The following is a 24,401-nucleotide window of genomic DNA, read 5'->3' as shown; positions in this document are numbered from 1 at the left end:
GCCCCGGGCCGGCGCGCCCCTTTTCCTATCAGAACTTCGCCGTGATGCTGGCGAGAACGTTGCGCCCGACGATACCGCGGCCATAGAAATAGCCGTTGACGATCGACTGCGTCTGGCCCTGGCGCGGATTGCCCTCGGTATAGCCGCGCACATTGGTCAGATTGTCGACACTGACATTGAGGTTGATCTTGGACGACAGGTTGATCGAGCCGCCAACGCTGAACACGCCATAAGCGGGCAGCGCGACGCCGTTGCCGGCATCGGCGTAGATCTTGCCGATATATTTGTACCGGCCGTAAATCTCGCCCAGCCCGCCCGGCAGGATGAATTGCGGCGTGACGGTCAGCAATTTCTTGGGCGTCCGTTCGGGCGTATTCCCTTCATATTGCGGCTGCGCGGTGCCGTCGAAGCGCAAATTCTGCAGCTTGGGATCCTGATACACGCCCGACAGCGACAGCTTGAAGAAGTCGACCGGCTTGAGGTCGAAATCGAGCTGGATACCCTTGATATTGTCGTCGGCGGTCGCGTTGGACACCTTGGTCGGGTCGCTGGGGTCGAGGAACGTATAGCCCTGGTTGCGGAACTCGGTCTTGAACGCGACCAGCGAGCCGACCAGCATGCGTGACTGGAAGCGAACTCCGGCCTCGTACAGGGTCAGGTTGGCAGGCTGATGGATACCGCCATTGTCGCCAGCACTGGTCTGAAATCCGCGGGCATAGCGGGCATAGACCGAGAAATTGCGCGTCAGCGTGTAGTTGATGCCCGCCGTCGCCGCGAGGTGATCGTAGCTGCCTTCCTGGCGCGTATAGGTGCCGTTGAACGACTGCCCAAGTGTAGGAATGATCCCCGGCGTGCCCGCGGGTACCGGCGGATTGACCGCGTAGGAATTGCCCATATCGACGCGGTCGTGGACGTGCTCGTAGCGCGCGCCAAAGTCGATATGGAGATTGTCGCCGATCTTCAGCTCATCGTTGAAATAGCCTGAAATCGATTCGAGCTTGTCCTTGAAGATGCCCTGGCCCCAGTCGCCATAGCTGACCATGCCGTTGTTGGTCAGCTGACCGATGACATTGTTCTGGGCGTTGAGCGCAACCACGTCGTAGATGTTCGAGCCGTTGGTCACGTCGTTGATCAGCGACGCGGTCGCGGACTGATCGTTATATTTGGTGACGTTGTAATACATGCCGCCGATCGTCAGCGAATTGTCGATCGCGCCGCTGCCAAAGTCGAACTTCACGCCGAAGTCGCTGCCGAAATCCTTGCTGTCGAGCCGTTGGTGGTTGAGCACCGTCTGCTGCAGCAAACCGTTACCGTTGAGCGCGTTGAGCGTCGCGGTATCGCTGACCGGGATAACCTGCCCCGTCACCACGTTGCGGATGCCGAAGCTCGTCGTTCCGGGGAAGGCCATCGCGCCACGAGTCAGAAAGCCCGGCTGAATAATATTGCCTTGGGCGTCGCGCACCGGCTGGTCGAGCGGAGAGATGCCCTGCGTCAGATACGTGACCGCCGAGGCCGGCGGCTGCCCGTTCGATCCGGGGAAGATGCCGTTGAAGTCGAACGACGACTTCAGATAGCGCGCGCGGGCGAAGACGCTGATCTTGTCGGTGATCGGCTTTTCGAGATCGATGCGATATTGGGTCGTCTGGGTGTGGATGCCGTCGGCCAGGCTGAACGGCCGGAGGCAGGTGCCGGTCGCGCATGAATCAGGCACCAGGATCTGGCCGAACGCGCGCCCGGCAATATTGTCGCGCAGTCCGTTCAATCCGGGAACGTCGCCGATCTTGCCGCCGTTCGAGGTGAACGGCATGTCGGCATAATAAGCGTCGTGCTGGTCGCCCTTCTTGAAGGTGAAGCGCAGGAAGCCGCCGCCGGCGAACTTGGTCTCCAGCATCGCCTTGAAATGGTAGGTCGTATAATCGAAATCGGAACGGCGGAACCCGGGGTTCGACGTCACATAGCCGCCGACCGAGAAAGCGACATTGTCGGCAAGCGGTGCCGAAAAATATCCGTCGGTGCGCAATTCGCCATAGCTGGTACCGGTGAAGCGCGCCATCGCGGTGGCGCGATCGTAGCTCGGCTTGAGCGAAATGAAGTTGATCGTCGCCGCGGCGCCGTTGACCGCCAGCACGCCCGACGTACCGCCTTCGACCGCCTCGAGCCGGTCGATCGTGATGTCGTTCTGGAAATATTCGTCGGCCCCGCCCCCACCGTAGATGATCGGCATGCCGTCTTCTTCGAGCTGTATGAAGGTCTGGGCACCGCCGCGCAGGCCGCGCACCGAATAATTATTGGAGACCGCACCGGCGGTTCCCTCGACGAAGATGCCGGGCACGAGTTCGAGCGCCTCGGCGGTCGAGCGCGGCGCCTTGCGCTGGATGTCGGCGGCATTGGCCAGCGTCACGTCCGACGACGAGTTGAACAAGGTACGCTTGCCCGACGTGTTGCCGACCACGACGATGTCGTTGAGCGTCTGTCCGTCCGACCGCGCGTCGGTGTTAGGGGGCGTGGTCGGCTCGGCCGATTGCGCCGCCGGCTGGGTGGCATCCGGCGTTTGCGGCGGCGTCTGCTGCGCCATCGCGCCGGTTGCCGGGAGGACGGCCGAACCGACCAGCAGCGCGGCCTTGAGCCCGAGTCGGAGGCGCCCGCTGCCCGTCGTTTCGCGCGGCACAGCCGTTATGGACGCCGGCACGAGGCGATTGAAAACTCCAGACATGACATCCTCCCTTACGCATTACGCTGTTAAGGCGGCGGCGCTATCCGTTTCTGAAATTCATTTCAATAGCAGATATTCCAGTGATTTTACGCCACGAAATCAGCCGATTGCAGCGGCAATCGCACTGCAACGATTGCCGGCAGGAACGAACCGCGAGAGCGGTGGCGCCGGCGTCAGGCCAGACGGACGGCTGTGCACCAAATCCCACGGGTAAAATCTGCCACTTTGAAAAAGTTCCACGATTTGAGACGAGTGGAACCAAATGCGCGGACTGCCGGCGCGCCCGCGGAACGTCGGCTTAGCGGCGCCCGTCAACAAGCGCCGATCGTTCGGATCAAAGATCGATGCTGAAATACCGGCTGAAACGGATATCTGTATAAGGTCCACACGGGCCACACGGCACGAACCCGGCACGTTCGTACAACGCCCAGGCTGGCGCGAACGGCGCATTGCTGCCCGTTTCTAGGCTGAGACGGCGAAAGCCTCTTCCCCGCGCTTCCTGCAGAATATGGTCGAGCATCGCGCGCGCCACGCCGCGGCGGAGCGCGCTCGGCGCGGTGCGCATCGATTTGATCTCACCATGCTCGGCGCCGAGTTGCTTCAACCCGCCCATGCCGAGCAGGTCATCGCCATCCCACACGGTCCAGAACGTCACGCTCGGATGCTTCAGCCCCGACAAATCGAGCGCGAAAACGCTGTCGGGCGGCGAAATCTCGTGCATTGAGCGGAGATGATATTCGACCAGCGCGACCACCTGCGGCCGCGAGACGTCATCCAACTCGATCCGCATCACTCGATCGTTTCGGCCGAATCGACGCCCCATAGGTGGCTCACTTCGACAAAGCCGCCGCGCCCCGTCACATCGAAATAGCACCAGCCGTCGCCGCACTTGCTGACGCGGCCGATCACGCCCGGCTCCGCCCGCCAATTGATCTTGCCGGCGAAGCGCGGTGAGTCGCGCAATTCAACCACATCACCCATCACCATCGCGGTGCGCTGGTCGCTGATCAAATTGGCCTGCATCCAGCCCTGCGTCCCGCCCGGATCCTCGACCTTGCGCCAATAGGCGCCGCCGCCCTTTTCCTTGTAATTCTCGATCACTTTCACCGGCAGACCCTGGCGCTGGTATTTCCAGCTGACCGGATAGATCCGGCTCGGGCCGGTGCGCATGAACGCGGACTTGGCATTGATCGATGCGAAATAAGGCGGCTTCTTTTCCACCAGCGCGGCAATCGCCGGCACCGCAATCACAGCCGCCGCGATTCCCGACAACCCCCAGCCGATACGCATGGCCATCCCCTTTTACGCCACAATCGATTCGTACCTATTGCGCAGGCGTCGCAGTGCATCAACCGCATTGACCAAAACCCGTGAAGCCGCCAAGCCGAGCGCATGGCCGGGTCCAAGCGCAAACCTCGGGTGATCGTGACGCGCGAGCTGAGCGATGCGGTGATGGACCGCATGGCGCAATTGTTCGACGCGCGCCTCAATCGCCAGGATATCGCGATGACCCGCGACGAACTCGTCGCCGCGGTCCAGGACGCCGACGTGCTGGTCCCAACCGTCACCGACACGATCGACGCCGACCTGATCGAAGCCGCCGGCGAGCGGCTCAAGCTGATCGCCAATTTCGGCAACGGCGTCGACCATATCGACCTGAAGGCGGCGCGCGCGCGTGGCATCCTGGTGACGAACACGCCGGGCGTGCTGACCGACGACACCGCCGACATGACGATGGCGCTGATCCTGTCGGTCCCGCGCCGCCTGGCCGAAGGCGAGAAGCTCGCGCGGTCGGGCCAGTGGAGCGGATGGAGCCCGGGCGCGATGCTTGGCCACCGTATCGGCGGCAAGACCTTGGGCATCGTCGGCATGGGGCGGATCGGCCAGGCGGTCGCCGTGCGCGCGCGCGGCTTTGGCCTCACCGTCCATTACCATAATCGCCATCGCTTGCCCGAAAGCGTCGAGCAGGAGCTCGCAGCGACCTGGCATGCCGATCTCGACGACATGTTGGCGGGGTCCGATTTCATCTCGATCCACACGCCGCACACCGACCAGACCGAACAATTGATCGACGCGCGCCGGCTGTCGCTGCTCAAGCCCCAGGCCTATATCGTCAACACCTCACGCGGATCGGCGATCGACGAAACCGCGCTGATCGACGCGCTCGAACGCGGCAAGATCGCCGGTGCCGGACTCGACGTGTTCGCACATGAGCCGGAAATCGACCCACGCCTGCTCGCATTGCCCAACGTCGTGCTGCTGCCGCACATGGGATCGGCGACGTTCGAAGCGCGCGCCGCGACCGGCGAGCGCGTCATTAGCAATATCCAGCATTGGGCCGACGGCCATCGCCCGCCCGATCAAGTTCTGGAAGGCTGGATCTGATCTTCGGCAGGCCGCCTGCCGAGCCCCGATCAGCCGCCGAGCCCGGCCAGCCACTCGCCGATCATCGCCCGCCCCGCCACCACCGCAGGCGGACCAAACCGGTCATGGGCAGCGCGTAACGCATCGGGCGTCGATCCGACTTCGGCGATATCCGCGCCGTCATTGGCAAGCCAATGTTCGAACCGCTCATCCTCCCCCATTTCGGCATGGAATTGCAGCGCGAGCAAGTTGCGGCCGCGTGAGAACGCCTGAGCATAGGGTGTTGTTGTTGCCAGCAATTCGGCGCCATCTGGTACGTCGAAAGTATCGCCGTGCCAATGCAGCAGATCGACGCCATCGAGATGGCGCAATGGCCCCGCTTTGCCCGCATCGGTCAGCGCCACGGGCGCAAATCCGATCTCGCGCTCCGGCCCTTTGCGCACATCCGCGCCCAGTGCGGCGGCAATCAATTGGCTGCCCAGGCATACGCCAAGCGTGGGGCGATCGGCCGCCAGCCGCCGGCGTAGTACCTCGATTTCATCGCTCAGCCAGGGGAATCGATGGGTATCGTAGACGCCCATCGGCCCGCCCATCACCACGAGCAGGTCGGGCGACAGCGTGTCGAGCGCGGCGCATCCGGCGTGGTGCGCGGCGACACGGTCGATGACGTACCCCGCCGCTTCGATCGGCTCGCGATAGCCGGCAATGCCTTCATGATCGACGTGGCGGAGAACAAGTGCGCGCTTCACCCTATTACGCTAACGCCTTCGTGCTGCATCGCAACCAAGCTCCACTTGGCCTGCCCCGCATTCTATCTTTGATCAATCCCCGGTCAGGATGCGATCGACCAATTGCTTAACCGTCGGCACGAAACCGTTCGAATAGAACGGATCCTTCTTGAAATTATACGCGCCATGCCCGGCGAACATCAGATTCTGGTCGACATCTCCGCCATGCGCGATGTCCTGCAGCGTCTTCTGGATGCAGAAGCTGCGCGGGTCGGCCAGCCGCCCGGTCGAATTGGTCTCGCTGTCGGCCCAACTCGAGAACAGGCATTGCGACAGGCAGCCCATACAATCGGCCTGGTCCTTGCGAATCTCCGATTTCTCGGCCGGCGACACGAACACTAAAGTGTTGTCGGGGGTCTTCAGCGCTTCGGTGAAGCCGTGGCCGAACCATTCGCGCGCGCGGAGCAGGTCGTTCCTGGTCACCCAGAAATTCTTGCCCTTCACCCCGACGTCGAGCTGGAAGGTGTGATCGCCCGCTTCCTGCGTAGAGAAAGCGATCTGGCGGTCCGACCGCGCTTCGAGCGAACGCAGAAACGGATTACGCACCGCCGACGAATAGAAACCGGTCGGCGAGAACCGGTGCAGCAGCACAGCGCCCTCCTCGATCTGCGTCAGCCGCGCTTTCCAAGCCTCCGGGATCGGGCTTTCGCGCGTCAGCAGCGGGCGCGTGCCGAATTGAAAAGCGATCTTGCCGAGTTCGGGATTGTCGATCCAGTCGTTCCAGTCGCGCAGGAACCACACGCCGCCCGCCATCACGATCGGCACGTCGTCCGAGATGCCGCCTTCGCGCATCGTCTCGCGCAATTCCTTGACGCGCGGATAGGGGTCTTGCGGCACGAGCGGGTTTTCGGCGTTCGACAGGCCATTATGCCCGCCGGCTAGCCACGGATCCTCATACACCACCGCTGCAAGCCATTCCGCCGCCTTCGAATAAGCACGCTTCCACAGCGCACGGAAGGCCCGGCCGGAGCTGACGATCGGCAGATAGTTGACGTTGTACGACGCGGCGATCTCGCTGAGCTTGTAGGGCATGCCGGCGCCGCAGGTGACGCCCGCCACCAATCCGCGGGTGCGTTCGAGCACGCCGTGTAGCACGCGCTGCGCGCCGCCCATTTCCCACAGCACATTGATGTTGATCGCGCCCTTGCCGCCGGCGATCTCGAACGCGCGCTTGACCTGCTGGACAGCGCCTTCGATCGCATATTCGACCAGTTCCTCGTGGCGCTCGCGGCGCGTCAGCGCCTTGTACACCTGGGGAATGATCTTGCCTTCGGGATCGTAGCTGTCGGCATTGACCGCGGAGACCGTGCCGATGCCGCCCGCGGCGGCCCAGGCGCCGGCGCTGGCATGGTTGGTCGCGGCAACGCCCTTGCCGCCTTCCACCAGCGGCCATACCTCGCGACCATTATAGACGATAGGCGTCAAGCCCTTGAACACGTAACTCTCCTGCGACCAATAACGCAGCCTATAGCGTTTCGCTGCCTGGAGGCGAGCAAAATACTCCTCAGGACAGAGCGCCTGCCCTGCCCAATGCTTGCTCGTATAAATGGGCATAGGCGGCGATCATCGCCTTGTCATCATAGTCGGCGACCGCCTTGGCGCGGTTGGCCTTGCCCACCACCGCGCGAAGCTTGGCATCGGCCGCCAGCGTCTGGATCGCGTCGCGCAGGTCGACCTCGCCCGAATGCGGCGTGATGTAGGGGCGGTTCTCCTCGCTCACCATATGTGGAATGTCGCCGGCCGGGACGGAAGCGATCGGTAATCCCGCCGCCATTCCCTCGACCACGGAGATCGGGAATTGCTCGCTCAATGACGACAGCGCCATGATGTCGAACAGCCCGACATAGTTGTGCGGCTCGGGTAGGAAGCCAGGCAACAGCACCTTGTCTTGCATTTCGAGCGCGCGCGCCGCCATCTCGATCTTTGCCCGCTCGGGCCCCTCGCCGACGATCACCAGCCGCACGCGCGCCGAGCAGCCGGCGGTCGCACGCACCAAAGCCGGCATGTTCTTGACCTCGCGCAACCCGGCCAGCGCGCCGACGATCACTTCCCCGGGTTTACGAACCAAGCCCGGTATCGCCTTGGGATTTGGCTTTTGCGTGTATAGCGCGGTGTTGATGCCGTTGGGAATCCGGCGCAGCCGCGGCGCCGATTGCTTCCAGACATTGGTCGCCACCCATTCGAGCGTCATCGACGGTACCACCACCGCAAAGGCAGCGGGGAACGCCATGCGACGATAGACCGCGCGCTGCGGCTTGAGCTTCATCGCCTCGTCGGCATTGAAGCCATCTTCGTGGTGAATGACCGGCGGCAAGTTCTTCGGAAATACGCGCTTGGCCATCACGGCGTCGATCGCGCCCCAATTATAGCTCAGCACCAAATCGAACCGCCTCATATATTTGGCGATCGCCTCGTACCGGCCAACCGACGGACGCCCCGTCAACTGCGGCGGGTTCTGCGCGATTTCATAGCTGATCCCCTGCGCGATCGCGTCGCGCGCCGAATATTGGTCGGGTATGCCGGACACGATCGTATGTCGCGCGCGATCGCCGAACGCATTGATCAACTGAACCGAGCGCGCTTCCTTTCCGCCCAGGTTGAACGACGAATGCATGTGCAGAATATTGAGCGGGGTAGGCATGGCGAACCTTGGACTCCCCTCCCGCTTGCGGGAGGGGTTGGAGGAGAGTCTGTTGGACCCGGCGTAGGGAGTCGCACATGCCCTCCCCTAACTCCTCCCGCAAGCGGGAGGGGAATTATAGACCGAACACGCTCTTGGGCACATGGGTGATGCGGCACGCGAGGTCGGCCTCGCCGCTCGCGATGACGAAATGATCGCCGGCATCGGCAATGCCGGTCGTGAAGACGACGTTGTCCAGATACATCAAGTCCTTGATCGGATCGGTCAGATGCGGCGCGGGTTGCAACAGCGGCGTATCGCTGGTCGCTATCGTGACCGATGGGTCGCGCGCGTCGAGCAGCGACCAATAGGTTCGATAGATGCCGACCACGCCATAAGGCTCGACCCCGTGCCACAAGGAAAGCCAGCCGCGATCGGTCAGCACCGGCGGAGTCCCCCCGCCCATGCGCGCGGTCGCCAGCGTAGCCGCATGCGGTCGAATGCCCGGCTTTTCGTGCGGCTTCCAATGGAGTGCGTCGGGCGAGGTAGCGAGGTTGATCGACGGACCCGCGCGCCACTCGCTACCCGGTGGATAGGCGAAATAGAGGTCTCCCAGCGGCCGCGTTTGCGCCCAGTAATTGGCGCCGATCTGGTCTTCGAAGATCAGCATGTCCTTGTTCTGATGATCGAGCACGATCCCTTCGAGCAGCCAGTCGCGCGCGTCGTTGGAGGAATAGAGCGTGGTCGAATGCCGCTCCGGACTGACAGAGCAGGTCGTCATCAACCAGCGATTGTCCATCCGGCTGATCCGAGCGTCCTCGACGCCATAGCATTGGTAGGAGGCGCGCGGCGCGATCGCCTGGCGATAATGGACGTCGACCACCGACCGACCCTCGGCATCGAGTTCAACCGGCAACAGCCAGGACAGACTGGTCAGCGCCATGACTTTCCACCCGCCGCCGCGCATCATGAATTTCCGCGGGTCGGCGGTATCGACCATCTCCAACGGCCAGGGATCGAGGCAATATCTGCCGGCATCGGCAGCCGTGCCGTCGCTGGGTACCCAGCGGATCGAATGGATCTTCTGGTCGACGATCGGCGTCCTCAGCGCCTCGGCGATCCGCACCATCATCAGCAGATTGCCGTTGGGCAGCCGCGTCAGGCCGGGGTTGAACGCGCCCAGACAATAGGTCTCGGCATCGATATGCCCCGCCAACGGCCCCTTCGAGAGATCGACGTCGCGCGGGTCGAAGATAATCTGATCGAACATTGGGGTCATTCGTCGCCCTTGAGCAGTGGCGTCATCGTCGCACGTTTCGGCCCTGTGAGCGGGAAAGACGCGTCACGCCGTGGCGGGTTCCTTCGCCACCCGGTCGAGCAGGCGATCGATCGCAGCGATCGCTTCGGGCTCCATCAGTGTCGGCGTGTGACCGACATCGGGCACCGTCACCAGTTCGGCGTGATCGAGCCGCGCCGCCATCTTCTCGGCGGTTGCCGCCGACAGGACGTCCGAGCGGGCACCGCGCAGGATCAGCGCCGGCACCTCTTTCAGCGCGTCGAGCGCCCGCCACATATCGGGGCCAGCCTCGTTTCCCGGGACACGGAACGGCTCGGCGATCTTCATGTCGTAATCGAGCACGATCCGCCCCGAACTGTTCAGGCGATACAGCCGTTTGGCCATCGCCAGCCATTCTTCGATGCCATAGTGCGGATAGACGTCGGCATTGGCTTCCTGAACCCCGCGCGCCGCATGCATCCAGGTCGGCCAAGTATTGGCGCGGCCGACATAGGATCGGATCCGCCCCAATCCCGCCGGCTCGATCTCCGGCCCGACATCGTTGAGCAGCACGCCGGCCAATTTCTCGCGCCCGGTGCCCGCCAGCAGCATGGTGACGATCCCGCCCAGCGACGTGCCGAACGCGACGTAGCGGTCGATCGCCAGTTCGGCGAGCAGCGCCTCGACGTCCTGGACATAGGTCAGCGGCGCATAGGACATCGGGTCCTTGGCATAGCCGCTCTCGCCGCGTCCCCGCAGATTGACGACAATCACCCTCCAGTCGGAAGACAGCCGCTCGGCAACGTCCTCGAAATCACGGGCGTTGCGAGTCAGGCCGGGGAGGCAGACGATCGGCGGACGCCCGCCACCGTCGCCGCCACGCCCGGGATAGTCCCGGCAATGCAGCCGCACTTCGTCGTTGGACCACCAGTAGCGATTTTCATAAGCTGACAATGGTTGCGTCCCCGCGGCCGGTCCACCCATATTGCCGCATGACCGCGCGACCGCAAGCTTATCGCCCCGAAACAGCAATCCTCGATCTCGGGGATGCGTTTTACGATCGCGTCCCCGCGGCCGATTTTCCCCAGACGATCCTGCGCTATCGCAACGATCGCGCCGCGGCTGAGGTCGGGCTCGAGACGCTGACCGACGAGGAGTGGATCGCGCATTTCGGGCGGTTCGCGCCCTTGTCGGGCTCGCTGCCCGAGCCGCTGGCGCTGCGCTATCACGGCCACCAGTTCCGCAACTACAATCCGGATATCGGCGACGGCCGCGGATTCCTGTTCGCGCAGATGCTGGGCACGGACGGTCGATTGATGGACCTGGGCACCAAGGGATCCGGCCAGACACCGTATAGCCGGTTCGGCGATGGACGGCTGACGCTAAAGGGCGGGATACGCGAAATCCTGGCGACCGAGATGCTCGAGGCGCTCGGCGTCCCCACCTCGCGCACCTTCTCGCTGATCGAAACCGGCGAAGCGCTGGAACGCAACGACGAGCCCTCTCCCACGCGGTCCGCGGTGCTGGTGCGGCTCAGCCACAGCCATGTCCGCATCGGCACGTTCCAGCGGCTGGCCTATTTCCGCGACGAAGCGGCACTGCGCGCGCTGACCGGCTATGCGCTGCTCCGGCTGTACGGCGAAAAGCCCGGCGACGATGCCCCGGTCCGTCTGCTCGATCTGGTGGTTGGCCGGACGGCGACGCTCGCCGGCAGATACATGGCGGCGGGCTTCGTCCATGGCGTGCTCAATTCGGACAATATCAACGTCACCGGCGAAAGCTTCGATTATGGACCGTGGCGCTTCACCCCGACTTGGGATCCAGGCTTCACCGCCGCCTATTTCGACCATGCTGGGCTCTACGCATTCGGCCGCCAGCCGGAAGCAATCCATTGGGACGCGATGCAACTGGCGGTCGCGCTCCGCCCGATCTGCGACGCCGAGCCGCTGATCGCGGTGCTCGACACGTTCGGCGACCGCTATCAGCGCGCGGTCAGCGACGCGATCCTGTGGCGGCTCGGCCTGACCCCGCGCGATCCCGACAGCGACCGCGCGCTGGTCCGGACGATCGAGCCGGTATTGCGCGCCACCGCGACCGGGATCGACCGCTTCTTCTTCGACGCCTTCGGCGGCCAATTGCCCGACAGCTATGGCCAGGCATGGGACGAGGTCCGCAATGCCCTAGCCGCCTACGCGCCCCGGTCCGACCGTTCGCATCCTTACTGGTCGGGCGAACCCTGTTCGATGCTGATCGACGAGGTCGAGACGATCTGGTCGGCAGTCGACGAACGGGACGATTGGGCGCCGCTCTACGCCAAGGTCGCCGCGATACGCGAAATGGGTCTGGCGTTGGCGGGCGAGCCGCTGGCGGCGGCCGCGGCGAACGGCTAGGGACCGTGATCGATGTCGGATGAACTCCTTTCCTACGAACCGGCGACCGGCGTCTTGCTGTGGCGCCACGCGATCGGCGATGCCGATAGCGAAGTGGCGGCCGCGCGCGAGAGCTGGGCCGAATGGGCAGCCAAGCCGGTCACCTTCCGCATCGAGACCTTGCGCCGCTATGCCAATGTCGTCCGCGCGCGCACCGATGCCTTTACCGACCTGATCGCGCGCGAGACCGGCAAGCCGCTATGGGAAGCCAAGACCGAGGTCGATTCGGTGATCGCCAAGGTCGACATTTCGGCCGGCGCCTTTGCCGAGCGCACCGGCCAGCGCCAGCTCGATTCCCCGATGGGCAGCCGCATGGCGCTGCGCCACAAGCCGCATGGCGTGCTCGCGGTGCTGGGGCCGTACAATTTCCCCGCCCACCTGCCCAACGGCCACATCGTCCCCGCGCTGATCGCGGGCAATGCGGTGGTGTTCAAGCCGTCGGAAAAGACGCCCGCGACGGGCGCCTTCATGATCGATTGCCTGCACGAGGCAGGCGTACCCCAGGGCTGCGCGCGATTGCTGATCGGCGGCCCGGCCGAGGGCAAGGCGCTGGCCGGGCATGACGGTATCGACGGCCTGTTGTTCACCGGATCGGCGCGCACCGGCATCGCGCTCAACCGCCAATTCGCCGACCGTCCCGAAAAGATCCTCGCGCTCGAAATGGGCGGCAACAACCCGATCATCGTGTGGGACACGCCCGATCTCTACGCCGCGGCGATCGTGATCATCCAGTCCGCCTTCACCACCGCGGGCCAGCGCTGCACCGCCGCCCGCCGGCTGATCGTCGACGAGGCATTGTACGAGCCGCTAATGGCCGAGCTGCTCAAGCTCACCGGCCGGTTGATCGTCGGCGATCCGCACGCCGACCCGCAGCCCTTCATGGGCCCGGTGATCGACAATGAGGTCGCCGATCTGCTCACCGAGAGCTTTCTCGAACTGATGATGCGCGGTGGCCGGCCCTTGCGGCACATGGAGCGCCCGTTCGACGACAAACCATTCCTGACCCCGGGCATCCTGGACGCGACCGACATGAAGGACCGCCCCGACATCGAATTATTCGGCCCGATCCTCCAGGTGATCCGCACGACCGATTTCGACGAGGCAATCGCGGAGGCGAACAACACGCGCTACGGCCTGTCCGCCAGCCTGATCAGCCAGAACCCCGACCTCTACAACCGCTTCTGGGCGAACGCGCGCGCGGGGATCGTCAACTGGAACCGGCCGACGAATGGGGCGAGTTCGGCGGCGCCGTTCGGGGGTGTGGGGTGGAGCGGCAACCACCGGCCGAGCGCTTATTATGCGGCGGATTATTGCGCGTATCCGGTGGTGTCGAACGAGGCGGACCAGGCGCGCGCGTCGATCGCGGTGGGGTTGCGCGAGGAGTGAGCGTGGTCGCTAGTTAAGTGTATTTAGTAAAGTGGCACCGTAATTCCGCTGACACGACCACGCTCGCGTCAGAACCGACTGTATCTGCATTGTCGCGAATATATTTGACGGTGGCGTCGATGATCTGAATCTGGGTCGCGCTTGTCGGCAAACAAATGACCGACTTGATCACTTTCATCGACAGCAACTTGTTGAACGTATCTGAGACGCCGATGATGTAGCCTCCGCAGATGCCTTGTTCCGTCGCATTCCTGCTTCTGCATTTGGCGTTGAGTTCCCAGCCGTTTAGAAACACGAGGCTTCCCAACATCATCGTCAGACTGATCATATCTCTCCCTCCCGCACAAACTAAGAGCCGCGTAGCTCGAACGCGTCAGTAGAGCGCATGCTTCCTTGGAGCAGCCCACAGGCGCGACCGGCCGGGATTGAGACGCTCAAAGCCAACGCGCGACACCGCCATGCCAGGAACACGTACCCCGACGGCTTTCGCTGAAGCTCCACGAGCCGTCGCGGCACTTCGCGCTGGCGCCTGCGCGCCCGCGCGCGGCCTGCGTCGGGCGGTGCACGCGATGGCCGCTGCGGGCCGTATAATATTCTGACGAACCGACTGGGCCGTAGCTGTATCGAGAATGCTGACGTGCATCTGCCGTGGCCGAGGCCGTCAGAGCGACCAGTGCAAAAGCGGCGAATAAAAGCCTTGTGGCCCTTCCCCTCTGCTCCCTGAGATTGGCTCTTCCCTAACCCTGCCCCCATTCTTGGCAGATTGGTCAGCCGCCCTTACTCTTCAATATGGCACCTCTACCCCGGCCTTAAACGCGCAATTACGAAAACAAAGGAGACATCGCTAGTATCACCGCAACCGCCATTATTAAATATCCGACTATCGTTAGAGAATAAATATAGGATCGGGATTCCACAAATTTAGAGAACGGCGCCGATGATCGATACTTTTTCATCGACAGAGACAATAGCGAGACAATTCTTTTAGAAGAAAAGGCCAGCGCAGAGCCAAAACAACCCAATATAGCCAAGGCCCCGTAGAAATGAATTTTTTCCATAGGATCACATACACCAAGCAGGAGTTAATCTCGCTATTTTCCAGGTATAACCTACGCTCGCCGCAGCTCCTGGTGTCGTAGCCCCCAGCCTAACAGTTTCTCCGGATGAATTTCCTCCTTGGCAGATACCACCCACAAAACCTCCGCAAACGTCTAATCCCCAACCTGAGAGAATACTACCTAGTTGCGATTCGCTTGGTCTCAACACTGTACCGTTGACCCAACCAGCCATCGCGCTGCCTCCAAGAGCAGTGGGTCCGCCCCCTACAAGGCTTAGAGAGAAATAGTCGTTTCCGTATCGGTCTGCTGTAAGTGAAATCCCCGGACCAACAAAGGGGCCGGTCAGCGGATTAGGTATTGGTATAGATCCACTGATCGCTATGAAGTCCGGCAACCGCAAACTCGGACGTGCAGGCGGACATTGTACATTGTCGGTCGACAGGTCTGATGCTGGTCCTTTTCCACCGCTGCCGCCTGGCCCCCCTCCACCAACTGATCCGCCGCCGGATTGAACAAGATTTTCGGGCCCTCCACATTGGGCGCCGATAATTTCAATAGTACCATCCGAATGAGTGATATGCTGCTCAGGAACGATCGTAACCCTATGGAAGTCCCTCTCGCAGTTATAAAAGCCCGTTGGGTCTGTGGCATTGACTGGATCGCCGTCCACATAATTGTACCAGTTCATCCCATCGGCATAACCGATCGGATCGGTCTGCATGAACCGCCCAAGCGTCGGCGAATACATCCGCGCTTTATGATAAGAGAGCCCAAGTTCCTGCAGCCAGGCTTGTCCGGTATATTGGAACCGCCCCTGATTGTTGCCGCCGTGGATGCCGTATTCGTCATACGTATTGATGTCGGTGGCGCTGCCACTAGCATTAGTCACCGCGACCACCGAGCCGCGCTCGTCGGCCACCAGCCAACGCCTGTCGGTCGTGCCGGAGCCTTCGTACCAGACCAACGGCTCGTCCGTGCCAGCACCGTAGACGTACCGGCGTTGCAGAGTAGACGGCGCTCCCCACAGATATTCCCCGATGATATTGCCACCATCGCTGGCGAACCGAGGATAGGTGGAAGAGAGGTTGTACCCCTGCAACTCGTCCAACGAGCCATATTCCAGAACGCTGGCTGCAAGGTTCGTCGAAACGAGGTGGTTAACTGCGTCATAGCCAAAGGTTGAGCTGTCAGAAACGTTGAGATTGCCCCGCCCGTCATAGCCCAGGCTCGTGCTGCCCGAGGCAGTGTACTGGTTGAGCCCGTTTGTTGGGTACGGGCGGTTGACGGTCGCGCTGCCCGTCCAAGCATAAGCGGTGTTCGCACTGGTACGCGACACGATTTGACCCGCTGGGTTATAGCCGAAGGTGGTTGCATTGTCCTGGCCACTCGCTGTCGGCGTGCAGTCGAGCGTGCCGCCGCCGGCTAGATCGAGTCGAAGGCACATCAGGCGCGACGCGCCATCATAGCTGTAATAGCTCGCCGTTCCATTGCCGCGGGTCAGGCTCGTGCGGCGGCCCTGATCATCATAGCCATAGGTCGCAAGCGTCGTTGACCCGTTCTCGACGACCGTGGTCATCTCGTTCAACGGGTCGTAATTATAACCGATGTAAAGCCCATCAGGCCAAGTCACACGCGTGCGGTTACCGGCAGCATCGTACTGATAGGTGAGTGTCGTGTACGGCTCCGCGCGCGAGGTCAGCCGACCCAGGGCGTCGTATGTGAGCGTTTCGGGCGAACCGCCACCGGCCCAGCTTGCGCCGGTCAGTTCACTGAAGAGATTATAGCCGTATTGCCGGCTCAGCGAACCGTTCTCGGTGCGTGAGGTCACGCGGTTGAGGTTGTCGATCCCGAGAGCGATCGTGCCGCCATCGCGCAGACGTTTGTTCGTGATGTTGCCGTTGGCGTCATAGGTGAACTGCTCGTAATCGGTGACCGAGCTCGTTCCTGAGCCCTTGGTCGGCGACGGATAGTTTGTCTTCCAAAGCCGATCGAACCCGTCATAGGTGTAGGTGGTCTTGTTGCCATTTGCGTCGGTCGCCGTCGCAACCTTGCCGTTGTCACTATAGGTTGTGGTTACATCGTCCGAAGCATCTGCTGTTCCATAGGCCGAGGTGGTTTTGGTCGTGCGACCCGCGTTGTCGTAAGCCATCTTGGTGATGCGGTCGGCGTCACCGGTGCCTGTCGTCGCCGTGCAGGCCGAAGGCAGAGAGCCATAAGTGCTCGGCTTCATCCGCACCGCCGTGCAATCCAGCCGGCCGTCGGCATCGTAGCTGTATTGGGTAAGGCTGTAGGTCGTACCACCGCCGCTGATGCTGTCAGTCGCTTTGCGCGCGTTGACGTCATAGGTCGTGGCTTGCTGTTGCAGCGAGACAAACGCCGACCAGTCGGTGTCGGCGGTACCGTTCACCGTTCCAGCTTCGGCCAAGGTCGGCTGGCCGTCATTATTGTAGGTCGTGCGGATCGCGCGCCGCTTCAGCGCTCCCGCGCCGTCAGGGTCGGGCGAGATCGCTCCAACACGTTCGCGATCGGCATCGTAGCGATAGGTAACCGTGTCGTCGCTGCCGGACAGCGGGCCGTCGACAGTCAAGAGGTTGCCAACCGCATCATAGGTTGCCGTCGTCGTCGCAGTTAGGCTGTTATCGCCCGCCCCCTTGGAGATGCTATTGGGCAACAGGTTAGCGTTATAGCCGATTGTCGTCTTCATTTCGTCGGCCGTTCCGGTGCAGCTTGCCCCGGTCTGGCATTGCGAAATCCCGGTGAGCATCGAGACGCCGCCGGTCGCGGTATAGTTGTACCGCGTCTGGGGCCGATTGGCGCCCGCCGTCGCGGCAGGCGCGGTCACGCTGGTGAGCTGGCCCGTGGTGGTATCATAGGTGTAGTCGGTCTGATTGAGCTTCGCGTCCGTGGTGGAATTGGGTTGGTTGCATTTCACGACGTTGGTGCAAGTCGTGTCGAAGGCAGCCGTAGTGACGATGTCGGTGCCGCCGACCGAGGGCTTGGCCTTGAGCGTCGTCGTAGTCACGTTGCCACGCGCGTCGTAAATATACTGAACCTTGTTACCTTCGGGATAGGCGACCTCGGTCAACCGCCCGCTGGTGTCATAGGTGAAGGTAGTGACCCGGTTCCCGGCCGCGCGCACTTCGGTCAGCTTGGTCACCCGTCCGACCGTCAGGTCGGCTTCGGCGATCATCTGATTGGACAGCGCGTCGGTGATCGTCGTGGTCGCGACCGATCCAGCGACCACGCGCGAATAGTTGGTCGTAACGCCGTCGATCGTGATCGACGATACCCAAACCGGCGCGCCGCTATAGCTGATCGTGGTGGATGCGGTACTGGCGCCCGGACGCTGGATGCTTGTTAGCGGAGCGCCGTTGCTGCCGCCGAAATGCCACGCTCTCCCGGCGGGGTCGGTGAAATCCGGATAGTCTGAAGCCGGTGTCGGATAGGTCACCACAGGCGGCGAGGCGGGCGGATTGTTCGTATTACTGAACGTGATATTGGTTTTTTTATACCAATCTGTTGGCGGAGGGGAAGCGCCACCTCCAATGTCGGACAAATAATGGATTGTAAATCCATATCCAGACGAACTAGTAACGCCCAAAAATCTATAATAAGCGAACGACGTTCCGGTATACGTCCAGTTAATCGTAAATGTCATTCCGTTAGGTTTTGTAACCGAAATGGGGATTGCGCACGTAAAATTTGCATATGCTGAGCATGCAAAACCCTTAACCGGTAGTCCAAGAGTCGGTTTTTTATTAGAAATCGTGGTATAATTTATCTTCGTGCCGTCAGCCGCCGTATACAAATAACCTGCACCAGCCGCGACGAGCGTGGCGCCGTTTCCCTTTTTGGATGTGTAGGCGGACCCACTGACCGAGAAGTCGTCGGCTATGGAACCGAAAATGGCATACGCCGTCGTCGTGCTACCGACGGTCTGAAACAAGAGGCCGCCCGACCAATTCCCGACCCAATTCGAGGAGCCAGTCGTGCTCCGCTGGACGCTGACGGCACCCTCACCGGAACCGATCGTGCCTTCGGTCAGCGTCGTCACATAGTTACCGCTGACCAGATCCACACCATTCTTGTCGACATCGACATACGGTGGTGGAGCACTCTGGGCGAAAGCGGGCGCGGCCAAGCCGGAACACAGGATCGTTGACACCGAGAGAATCACACGGCGCGCACGTACCCGTCCGCGCTCGACAGAGGTCGAGGTCGTCATTGTTCAAGCCTTTCGAAATCAGATTGAGGTTGCGCTCGGACGGTGCCGCTAGGAATTAAGGCGCGCCGGTGACGTTCACGTTGACGCGGTTATCCGCCTTGTCGAAGCTGTAATTCGAGACGACATTGTTGTTGACCGTGCCCGAATGCGCGACCTTCACCAGTCGCCCCTTGGCGTCGTAGGTGTAATTGACCGTCTCGGATGCCCCGGCCATGCCGGTCGCCATTGCGGCGAGCACCATCGAACCGGCGCAGACAGTCAGCGCCGTAGCTAATCGAGCCATTGTTTGCCCCCTGATTCGGACCACGGCAGAGGCTGTTTCACAATCTCCAACTTGGCAATGGAAACTATTTGATAAACCAACAAATCGTGTCCGTTCTGGACAAGAAGGCCGGTCGTGTCACGGCTTCTTCATCCCTCCACTTTGGAGCCTGGGCGCATGAGTGACTTCTTCGTCATTTCCGGTTGCTCAGGCGGTGGGAAGTCAAGCTTGCTCGCCGCACTCGCCCGGCGCGGCTTCGCCACGATCGAGGAGCCGGGCCGGCGCGTCGTGCGCGAAGAGCTGGCGTCGGGCGGTGACGCCTTGCCGTGGGTCGACGGCATCGCCTTTGCGCGCCGGATCACCGCGCTGGCCAGGCAGGATCATGACGCGGCACGCGCCCTACCCGGCCCCGTTTTCTTCGATCGCGGGCTGATCGACGCCGCCGTTGCGCTCGAACACCTAACGGGCGAAAAGGTGCTGACCGCTCTTGCCGCGCCCTGCCATTATTCCAACCCTGTCTTCCTCGCCCCACCCTGGCCCGAACTTTTCGTCTCCGATGTCGAGCGGCGGCACGATTTCGCGTCCGCGGTCGCCGAATATGATCGGCTCGCCGCCGCCTATCCGGCGCTCGGTTACGAGGTGATCCTGCTGCCAAAGGTCAGCGTCGCCGAACGCCTCGCCTTCATCCTCGAACGGGTCGGGACGAGCTGAATCGACTTGCGACGAGATGTGGAACCCGTTCGCGATTCGTGAATTAGCCGGGATGTGAAACCTGCCAACGACGTCGCCCTGCCTTCCCGCGCGCTCCGCCTGAAAACCGAAGCCGGCAATTGCCTGACCATCGCGGTGGGCAAGACCGATCCGGTGTTCGTCGGCGAGCTGATCGACGAGGCGATGCGCCTGATGCGCCGGTCTCAGGAGCTCGCGAACGGCAAGGCGGCGGCCAAGGACTGACGCGCCGCAAAGTTTCGCTATTCCAGCCAGTAGCAAGCGTCGGTTGCCCGGATCGCGTACGCGGCCCATCTGCCCAGCATCATGGCGACACTTCTCGATCCGCACGCGCGTGGCCGCGTCATCCTGGTCGGTGCCGGCCCCGGCGACCCCGGCCTGCTCACCGTTCGCGCGGTCGAGGCGCTGAAAAGCGCCGATGTGGTCGTGCACGACGGGTTGATCGACCCGGCCGTGCTCGACATCGCACCGGCCGACGCCCACCGCATCTCGGTCGCCAAGCAGCGCAGCAAGCACACTCTGTCGCAGGACGCGATCAACGCGCTGATCGTCGCGCATGTGAAGGCCGGATCGATCGTCGTGCGGCTGAAGGGCGGCGATCCGTTCATCTTCGGCCGCGGCGGCGAAGAGGTGGAGGCGGTGCGCGCCGCCGGCCTGCCGGTCGAGGTGATTCCCGGCGTGTCGGCCGCGCTCGGTTGCGCGGCGGAGGCGATGCTGCCCCTCACCCATCGCGATCATTCGTCGGCGGTCAGCTTCGTCGCCGGCCAGTGCAAGGGCCTGGCCGACCAGGATTGGTCGGGACTGGCCGGCAAGGGCCGCACGCTCGTCATCTATATGGGCGTCGCGACCTGCCCCGATATTGCCGACAAATTGATGGCCGACGGCGTCGCCCCCGACATGCCGGTGGCGGTGCTGGAGCGCGGCACGCTGGTCGGGCATCGCGCGATCAAGACGTTGCTCGCCGACCTTGGCCCGATGGTCGAGCGCGAGAAGGTACAGAGCCCGGCGATCATCGTCGTCGGCGAGGTGGTCGAATTGTCCGATGCCGAGGACAAGCTCGCACGCTGGGCGAAGATGGCGGAGGCAGCAGCGTGAAGATTTTGACCGGTAACGACCTGCCGACCGGCGACGTGATCTGGTGGACCGGCAGCGGCTGGTCGCGCCATGTCGAGGACGCCGTCGATGTCGGCGACCGCGGCGAAGCGATCCTTCACGCCGAAGACGGCGCGTGCCGGGTCAATGGCGGCTATATTCTCGACGCGACCGAAACGGCGGATGGCCCGCGCCCCGCGCACATCAAGGATCGCATCCGCGCACTCGGGCCGACGGTGCGGCCCGATCTGACGCTCAAGCCGAGTGATCCGAATGCGGGGAACTGGGTGATATGAGTTTCTCGCACGAAGACGCTAAGGCGCTAAGAAGAAAAGAGATTGGTTCGCGCGGAGGCGCGGAGGGCGCGGAGGTGTCTCGCCCGGCTGCGCCAGCAGCCCCTTACTCCTCGGCGATTTACGTTCGAAGCGCGCTATCGCGCGAACCTTCTCTGCGTTCCCTGCGCCTCTGCGCGAACCTACTCTTCGCGCCTTTGCGCCTTCGTGCGAGTCAAATCTCCGCGCCTCCGCGCCTCCGCGTGAATCAAATCAGGGCCACCCACTGATGTACCGCTACGACAAATACGATCAGTCAATCGTCGACGCGCGCGTCGAGGAATTCCGCGACCAGGCGCGCCGCCGTCTCGCGGGTCAACTCACCGACGACCAGTTCAAGCCGCTGCGGCTCAAGAACGGGCTCTATCTCCAGCTGCACGCCTATATGCTGCGCGTCGCGATCCCCTATGGCACGCTCGACGGCCGCCAGATGCGGATGCTGGGGCATATCGCGCGCAAGTATGACCGCGGCTACGGCCATTTCACCACGCGCCAGAACGTCCAGTACAATTGGATCAAGCTCGAACAGGCCGCCGACATCCTCGCCGATCTCGCGACGGTCGAAATGCACGCGATCCAGACCTCCGGCGAGAGCATCCGCAACCTGTCGTCGGATCAATATGCCGGCGCCGCGGCGGACGAAGTGTGCGATCCGCGCCCCTGGGCCGAGCTGATCCGCCAGGCGACCACCTTTCACCCCGAATTCAGTTATTTGCCGCGCAAGTTCAAGATCGCGGTGACCGCCGCGGACGAGGATCGCGCCGCGATCCGCCTGCACGATATCGGGCTCAAACTGGTCAAGAACGCGGCCGGCGAGCTCGGCTTCGAAGTCTATATCGGCGGCGGCATGGGCCGTACGCCCTTCGTCGCACCACTGATCCGCGACTTCCTGCCCGCTGATGACCTGTTCAGCTATATCGAGGCGGCGCTGCGCGTGTGGAACCGCAACGGACGCCGCGACAATATCCACAAGCAACGCATCAAGATCCTGGTCCACGACCTCGGCCAGGAGGAATTTACGCGCCAGGTCGAGGCCGAGTGGCAGCACATCCTGCAGAACGGCACCAACGTGCCGCGCGAGGAATTCGACCGCATCGCCGCCTATTTCGCGCCGCCGCCGTTCGAGACCGGGTTGAGCGACGAGATCGACCGCAGCGATCCCGATTTCGCGGTCTGGCTCGACCAGAACGTCAAGGCGCACAAGGCGCCGGGCTATGCCATCGTCAATATCAGCCTGAAGCCGGTCGGCGGCATCCCCGGCGACGCCACCGCCGAGCAGATCGAGCTGATGGCCGATCTCGCCGAGCGCTACAGTTTCGACGAATTGCGCGTGACGCATGCCCAGAACATCGTCCTGCCGCATGTGCGCAAGGCCGATCTCCACACGCTGTGGCAGACACTCGACGCGGCCGGCCTCGCGACCGCCAATCTCGACCTGATCAGCGACATCATCGCCTGCCCCGGTCTCGATTATTGCAGCCTGGCCAATGCCCGTTCGATCCCGGTCGCGCAGAAGATAGCGACGCGCTTTGCCGATCTCGGCCGCCAGCGTGAATTGGGCGAATTGAAGCTCAAGATCTCGGGCTGCATCAACGCCTGCGGACACCACCATGCCGGCCATATCGGCATCCTGGGCGTCGATAAGAAAGGCACCGAGAATTATCAGCTACTGCTCGGCGGCTCGGGCGCGGAGGATGCCAGCCTCGGCAAGATCACCGGGCCTGGGTTCAACGAGGACGGCATCGTCGACGCGGTCGAGCGCGTCACCGACAAATATCTCGAGCTGCGCGACGAGGGAGAGCGTTTCCTCGACACCTATCGCCGCGTCGGCTTCGATCCGTTCAAGGAGGCGATTTATGGGTGATCCGCTGCGCTTCCGCGACGACGATCCGGCCGAAGAGCCCGCGGTCACGCTCGACGCGTTCCTCGACCGGGCGAATTCGTCGGCGGTGCGGCTCGAAGCCGGCGAGGACGCGCGCGCCTTGCTCCCGCATCTCGATCATATCACCTTGATCGAGATCGATTTCCCGCGCTTCCGCGACGGCCGCGGCTATTCGTCGGCGCAGATCCTGCGCGAGGCGGGCTATAAAGGCGAGCTTCGCGCCACTGGCGACGTGCTGGTCGACCAGATCGACCATATGCGCCGCTGCGGCTTCGATGGCTTCGCTCCCTATGCGCCGATTGACCCGGCGGTGCTCGAAGCCAGCCTCAACCGCTACCAATATCGCTACCAGACCGCCGCCGATGGCGCGGTGCCGGTGTGGAAATTGCGGCATGGGTGAAGCGCTGCGCAAGATCGACGTGATCGATACCTCCCCGGCCTTTACCCAGGCCGATGCGGACGCGCTCAACGCGCGCTTCGCGGGGGTCGACACGCTCGACATGCTGAAGACGCTGTTTGCGGAAGGGATTCTCGGCAACACGGCGGTGGTGTCGTCGTTCGGGACCGAAAGCGCGGTGCTGCTCCACCTCGTCGCCCGGGCCAATCCGGCGACGCCGGTGGTGTTCGTCGACACGCTCAGGATGTTTCCCGAAACCCTCGACTATCGCGATCTCCTGATGGAGACGTTCGGGTTGTCCGACAGCCGCACGGTCAAGCCCGACCCGGTCGTGCTGGCGGCCAAGGACGCGCAGGAATTGCGCTGGTCCTACGACCCCGACGGCTGCTGCGAAATCCGCAAGGTCGAGCCGCTGAAGCGCGCCAAGGCCGGGCTCGACAGCTGGATTTCGGGGCGCAAGGCGTTCCAGTCGCAGACCCGCCAGAACATCGCGCGGTTCGAGATCGAGGACGGCCGGCTCAAGGTCAATCCGCTCGGCGACTGGGTGAAGGCCGATCTCGACGCCTATTTCGACGAAAACGATCTGCCCCGCCATCCGCTCGAGGCCGAAGGCTATCCGTCGATCGGCTGCCAGCCCTGCACGTCCAAAGTGCTCCCCGGCGAGGATCCGCGCGCGGGTCGCTGGCGCGGGTGGGAAAAGACCGAATGCGGGATCCACGTGCCCGAAAAGCCGGGCGAAGAGCCGGTATTCTGACCTGATCACCCTCTCCCTGGATAGGGAGAGGGATACCGCAGCTTGGCGGCTCGCCGCCTAGCCGAGGTTGGGAGAGGGTCGAGCGAGCCGAAGG

Annotated in this window: 22 protein-coding genes; 10 read left to right on the top strand and 12 right to left on the bottom strand. The window is 62.8% G+C overall.

All coding sequences use genetic code 11. From position 1 onward, the window contains the following. Positions 1-28: 28 nt before the first annotated feature. From SAS01S_RS13085 to SAS01S_RS13075, 3 genes are all read right to left on the bottom strand, one after another. Complete coding sequence (locus tag SAS01S_RS13085) at positions 29-2,713, bottom strand: TonB-dependent receptor domain-containing protein (RefSeq protein WP_084238966.1); 2,685 nt, start codon at positions 2,711-2,713, stop codon at positions 29-31. A gap of 334 nt (positions 2,714-3,047) precedes the next feature. Continuing rightward, entirely contained in the window at positions 3,048-3,503 is a 456-nt protein-coding gene (locus SAS01S_RS13080) for a GNAT family N-acetyltransferase (protein ID WP_066808868.1), read from the bottom strand. Then, positions 3,503-4,003: an SH3 domain-containing protein gene (locus tag SAS01S_RS13075; protein ID WP_066808901.1), complete on the bottom strand. Its 501-nt coding sequence runs from the start codon at positions 4,001-4,003 to the stop codon at positions 3,503-3,505. The genes SAS01S_RS13080 and SAS01S_RS13075 overlap by 1 nt, the downstream gene beginning before the upstream one ends. Positions 4,004-4,105: 102 nt before the next feature. On the opposite strand from SAS01S_RS13075, the gene SAS01S_RS13070 reads away from it, so the two are divergent. Beyond that, positions 4,106-5,098: a 2-hydroxyacid dehydrogenase gene (locus SAS01S_RS13070; protein ID WP_066808866.1), complete on the top strand. Its 993-nt coding sequence runs from the start codon at positions 4,106-4,108 to the stop codon at positions 5,096-5,098. Between the two features lie 29 nt (positions 5,099-5,127). Here SAS01S_RS13070 and SAS01S_RS13065 read toward each other — a convergent pair whose 3' ends face one another. From SAS01S_RS13065 to SAS01S_RS13045, 5 genes are all read right to left on the bottom strand, one after another. Further along, complete coding sequence (locus tag SAS01S_RS13065) at positions 5,128-5,826, bottom strand: glutamine amidotransferase (RefSeq protein ID WP_066808864.1); 699 nt, start codon at positions 5,824-5,826, stop codon at positions 5,128-5,130. Positions 5,827-5,898: 72 nt separating this feature from the next. Continuing rightward, a complete protein-coding gene (locus SAS01S_RS13060; RefSeq protein WP_066808862.1) occupies positions 5,899-7,302 on the bottom strand; it encodes an NAD(P)H-dependent flavin oxidoreductase in 1,404 nt (467 codons plus the stop codon). Positions 7,303-7,369: 67 nt separating this feature from the next. Beyond that, the gene (locus tag SAS01S_RS13055) at positions 7,370-8,506 is read right to left on the bottom strand and encodes a glycosyltransferase family 4 protein (protein ID WP_066808859.1); all 1,137 of its coding nucleotides are present in this window, start codon (positions 8,504-8,506) and stop codon (positions 7,370-7,372) included. Between the two features lie 115 nt (positions 8,507-8,621). Next, positions 8,622-9,764 (bottom strand): glycoside hydrolase family 130 protein, encoded by a 1,143-nt coding sequence (locus tag SAS01S_RS13050; RefSeq protein WP_066808856.1) that lies wholly within the window; start codon positions 9,762-9,764, stop codon positions 8,622-8,624. A 63-nt stretch (positions 9,765-9,827) separates the two neighbouring features. Beyond that, a complete protein-coding gene (locus tag SAS01S_RS13045) occupies positions 9,828-10,745 on the bottom strand; it encodes an alpha/beta fold hydrolase (protein ID WP_439646842.1) in 918 nt (305 codons plus the stop codon). 8 nt (positions 10,746-10,753) lie between these two features. Between SAS01S_RS13045 and SAS01S_RS13040 the strand changes: the two genes are divergently transcribed. Together SAS01S_RS13040 and astD are read left to right on the top strand one after the other, a co-directional pair. Then, a complete protein-coding gene (locus tag SAS01S_RS13040) occupies positions 10,754-12,151 on the top strand; it encodes a protein adenylyltransferase SelO (protein WP_066808852.1) in 1,398 nt (465 codons plus the stop codon). 12 nt (positions 12,152-12,163) lie between these two features. Beyond that, a complete protein-coding gene (gene astD / locus SAS01S_RS13035) occupies positions 12,164-13,576 on the top strand; it encodes a succinylglutamate-semialdehyde dehydrogenase (RefSeq protein WP_066808849.1) in 1,413 nt (470 codons plus the stop codon). Positions 13,577-13,589: 13 nt separating this feature from the next. Here astD and SAS01S_RS13030 read toward each other — a convergent pair whose 3' ends face one another. The 4 genes from SAS01S_RS13030 to SAS01S_RS13020 form a co-directional block, all read right to left on the bottom strand. Beyond that, positions 13,590-13,904, bottom strand: a complete 315-nt coding sequence (locus tag SAS01S_RS13030; RefSeq protein WP_066808846.1) for a Rap1a/Tai family immunity protein — start codon at positions 13,902-13,904, stop codon at positions 13,590-13,592. 106 nt (positions 13,905-14,010) lie between these two features. After that, positions 14,011-14,142 carry a DUF3761 domain-containing protein gene (locus SAS01S_RS23425; RefSeq protein WP_500799083.1) on the bottom strand — a complete coding sequence of 44 codons (132 nt, stop codon included), beginning with the start codon at positions 14,140-14,142 and terminating at the stop codon, positions 14,011-14,013. Positions 14,143-14,638: 496 nt separating this feature from the next. Continuing rightward, positions 14,639-18,859, bottom strand: coding sequence for an RHS repeat-associated core domain-containing protein (locus SAS01S_RS13025; RefSeq protein WP_084238962.1), 4,221 nt, complete (start codon positions 18,857-18,859; stop codon positions 14,639-14,641). A gap of 55 nt (positions 18,860-18,914) precedes the next feature. Next, positions 18,915-19,142, bottom strand: coding sequence for a hypothetical protein (locus SAS01S_RS13020; protein ID WP_157082809.1), 228 nt, complete (start codon positions 19,140-19,142; stop codon positions 18,915-18,917). Positions 19,143-19,298: 156 nt separating this feature from the next. Here SAS01S_RS13020 and SAS01S_RS13015 point away from each other — a divergent pair, with 156 nt between their 5' ends. The 7 genes from SAS01S_RS13015 to SAS01S_RS12985 all read left to right on the top strand — a co-directional run bounded on the left by SAS01S_RS13015 (position 19,299) and on the right by SAS01S_RS12985 (position 24,307). Continuing rightward, the gene (locus SAS01S_RS13015) at positions 19,299-19,832 is read left to right on the top strand and encodes an AAA family ATPase (RefSeq protein WP_066808831.1); all 534 of its coding nucleotides are present in this window, start codon (positions 19,299-19,301) and stop codon (positions 19,830-19,832) included. Positions 19,833-19,886: 54 nt separating this feature from the next. Next, positions 19,887-20,075, top strand: a complete 189-nt coding sequence (locus SAS01S_RS13010) for a hypothetical protein (protein WP_066808829.1) — start codon at positions 19,887-19,889, stop codon at positions 20,073-20,075. Between the two features lie 81 nt (positions 20,076-20,156). Further along, complete coding sequence (gene cobA, locus SAS01S_RS13005) at positions 20,157-20,945, top strand: uroporphyrinogen-III C-methyltransferase (RefSeq protein WP_066808826.1); 789 nt, start codon at positions 20,157-20,159, stop codon at positions 20,943-20,945. Beyond that, positions 20,942-21,238, top strand: coding sequence for a DUF2849 domain-containing protein (locus SAS01S_RS13000; RefSeq protein ID WP_066808822.1), 297 nt, complete (start codon positions 20,942-20,944; stop codon positions 21,236-21,238). The genes cobA and SAS01S_RS13000 overlap by 4 nt, the downstream gene beginning before the upstream one ends. 265 nt (positions 21,239-21,503) lie before the next feature. After that, the gene (locus tag SAS01S_RS12995; protein ID WP_066808820.1) at positions 21,504-23,138 is read left to right on the top strand and encodes a nitrite/sulfite reductase; all 1,635 of its coding nucleotides are present in this window, start codon (positions 21,504-21,506) and stop codon (positions 23,136-23,138) included. Continuing rightward, positions 23,131-23,556 carry a DUF934 domain-containing protein gene (locus SAS01S_RS12990; RefSeq protein WP_066808818.1) on the top strand — a complete coding sequence of 142 codons (426 nt, stop codon included), beginning with the start codon at positions 23,131-23,133 and terminating at the stop codon, positions 23,554-23,556. The genes SAS01S_RS12995 and SAS01S_RS12990 overlap by 8 nt, the downstream gene beginning before the upstream one ends. Further along, a complete protein-coding gene (locus tag SAS01S_RS12985) occupies positions 23,549-24,307 on the top strand; it encodes a phosphoadenylyl-sulfate reductase (RefSeq protein ID WP_066808815.1) in 759 nt (252 codons plus the stop codon). Before SAS01S_RS12990 ends, SAS01S_RS12985 begins: the two co-directional genes overlap by 8 nt. The last annotated feature ends 94 nt before the right edge of the window (positions 24,308-24,401 follow it).

The sequence above is a fragment of the Sphingomonas asaccharolytica NBRC 15499 genome, from assembly GCF_001598355.1.
Classification (GTDB): domain Bacteria; phylum Pseudomonadota; class Alphaproteobacteria; order Sphingomonadales; family Sphingomonadaceae; genus Sphingomonas; species Sphingomonas asaccharolytica.
The sequence above is the reverse complement of the archived record's forward strand: the minus strand, read 5'-3'. Positions and strand labels throughout refer to the sequence as shown.

Bases quoted from the DNA above. Each gene is read 5' to 3' on its own strand.
- SAS01S_RS13085 (WP_084238966.1), bottom strand. From the start codon at position 2,713: ATGTCTGGAGTTTTCAATCGCCTCGTGCCGGCGTCCATAACGGCTGTG.
- SAS01S_RS13080 (WP_066808868.1), bottom strand. From the start codon at position 3,503: ATGCGGATCGAGTTGGATGACGTCTCGCGGCCGCAGGTGGTCGCGCTG.
- SAS01S_RS13075 (WP_066808901.1), bottom strand. From the start codon at position 4,003: ATGCGTATCGGCTGGGGGTTGTCGGGAATCGCGGCGGCTGTGATTGCG.
- SAS01S_RS13070 (WP_066808866.1), top strand. From the start codon at position 4,106: ATGGCCGGGTCCAAGCGCAAACCTCGGGTGATCGTGACGCGCGAGCTG.
- SAS01S_RS13055 (WP_066808859.1), bottom strand. From the start codon at position 8,506: ATGCCTACCCCGCTCAATATTCTGCACATGCATTCGTCGTTCAACCTG.
- SAS01S_RS13050 (WP_066808856.1), bottom strand. From the start codon at position 9,764: ATGACCCCAATGTTCGATCAGATTATCTTCGACCCGCGCGACGTCGAT.
- SAS01S_RS13045 (WP_439646842.1), bottom strand. From the start codon at position 10,745: ATGGGTGGACCGGCCGCGGGGACGCAACCATTGTCAGCTTATGAAAAT.
- SAS01S_RS13040 (WP_066808852.1), top strand. From the start codon at position 10,754: ATGACCGCGCGACCGCAAGCTTATCGCCCCGAAACAGCAATCCTCGAT.
- astD (WP_066808849.1), top strand. From the start codon at position 12,164: ATGTCGGATGAACTCCTTTCCTACGAACCGGCGACCGGCGTCTTGCTG.
- SAS01S_RS13030 (WP_066808846.1), bottom strand. From the start codon at position 13,904: ATGATCAGTCTGACGATGATGTTGGGAAGCCTCGTGTTTCTAAACGGC.
- SAS01S_RS13025 (WP_084238962.1), bottom strand. From the start codon at position 18,859: ATGACGACCTCGACCTCTGTCGAGCGCGGACGGGTACGTGCGCGCCGT.
- SAS01S_RS13020 (WP_157082809.1), bottom strand. From the start codon at position 19,142: ATGGCTCGATTAGCTACGGCGCTGACTGTCTGCGCCGGTTCGATGGTG.
- SAS01S_RS13015 (WP_066808831.1), top strand. From the start codon at position 19,299: ATGAGTGACTTCTTCGTCATTTCCGGTTGCTCAGGCGGTGGGAAGTCA.
- cobA (WP_066808826.1), top strand. From the start codon at position 20,157: ATGGCGACACTTCTCGATCCGCACGCGCGTGGCCGCGTCATCCTGGTC.
- SAS01S_RS12995 (WP_066808820.1), top strand. From the start codon at position 21,504: ATGTACCGCTACGACAAATACGATCAGTCAATCGTCGACGCGCGCGTC.
- SAS01S_RS12990 (WP_066808818.1), top strand. From the start codon at position 23,131: ATGGGTGATCCGCTGCGCTTCCGCGACGACGATCCGGCCGAAGAGCCC.
- SAS01S_RS12985 (WP_066808815.1), top strand. From the start codon at position 23,549: ATGGGTGAAGCGCTGCGCAAGATCGACGTGATCGATACCTCCCCGGCC.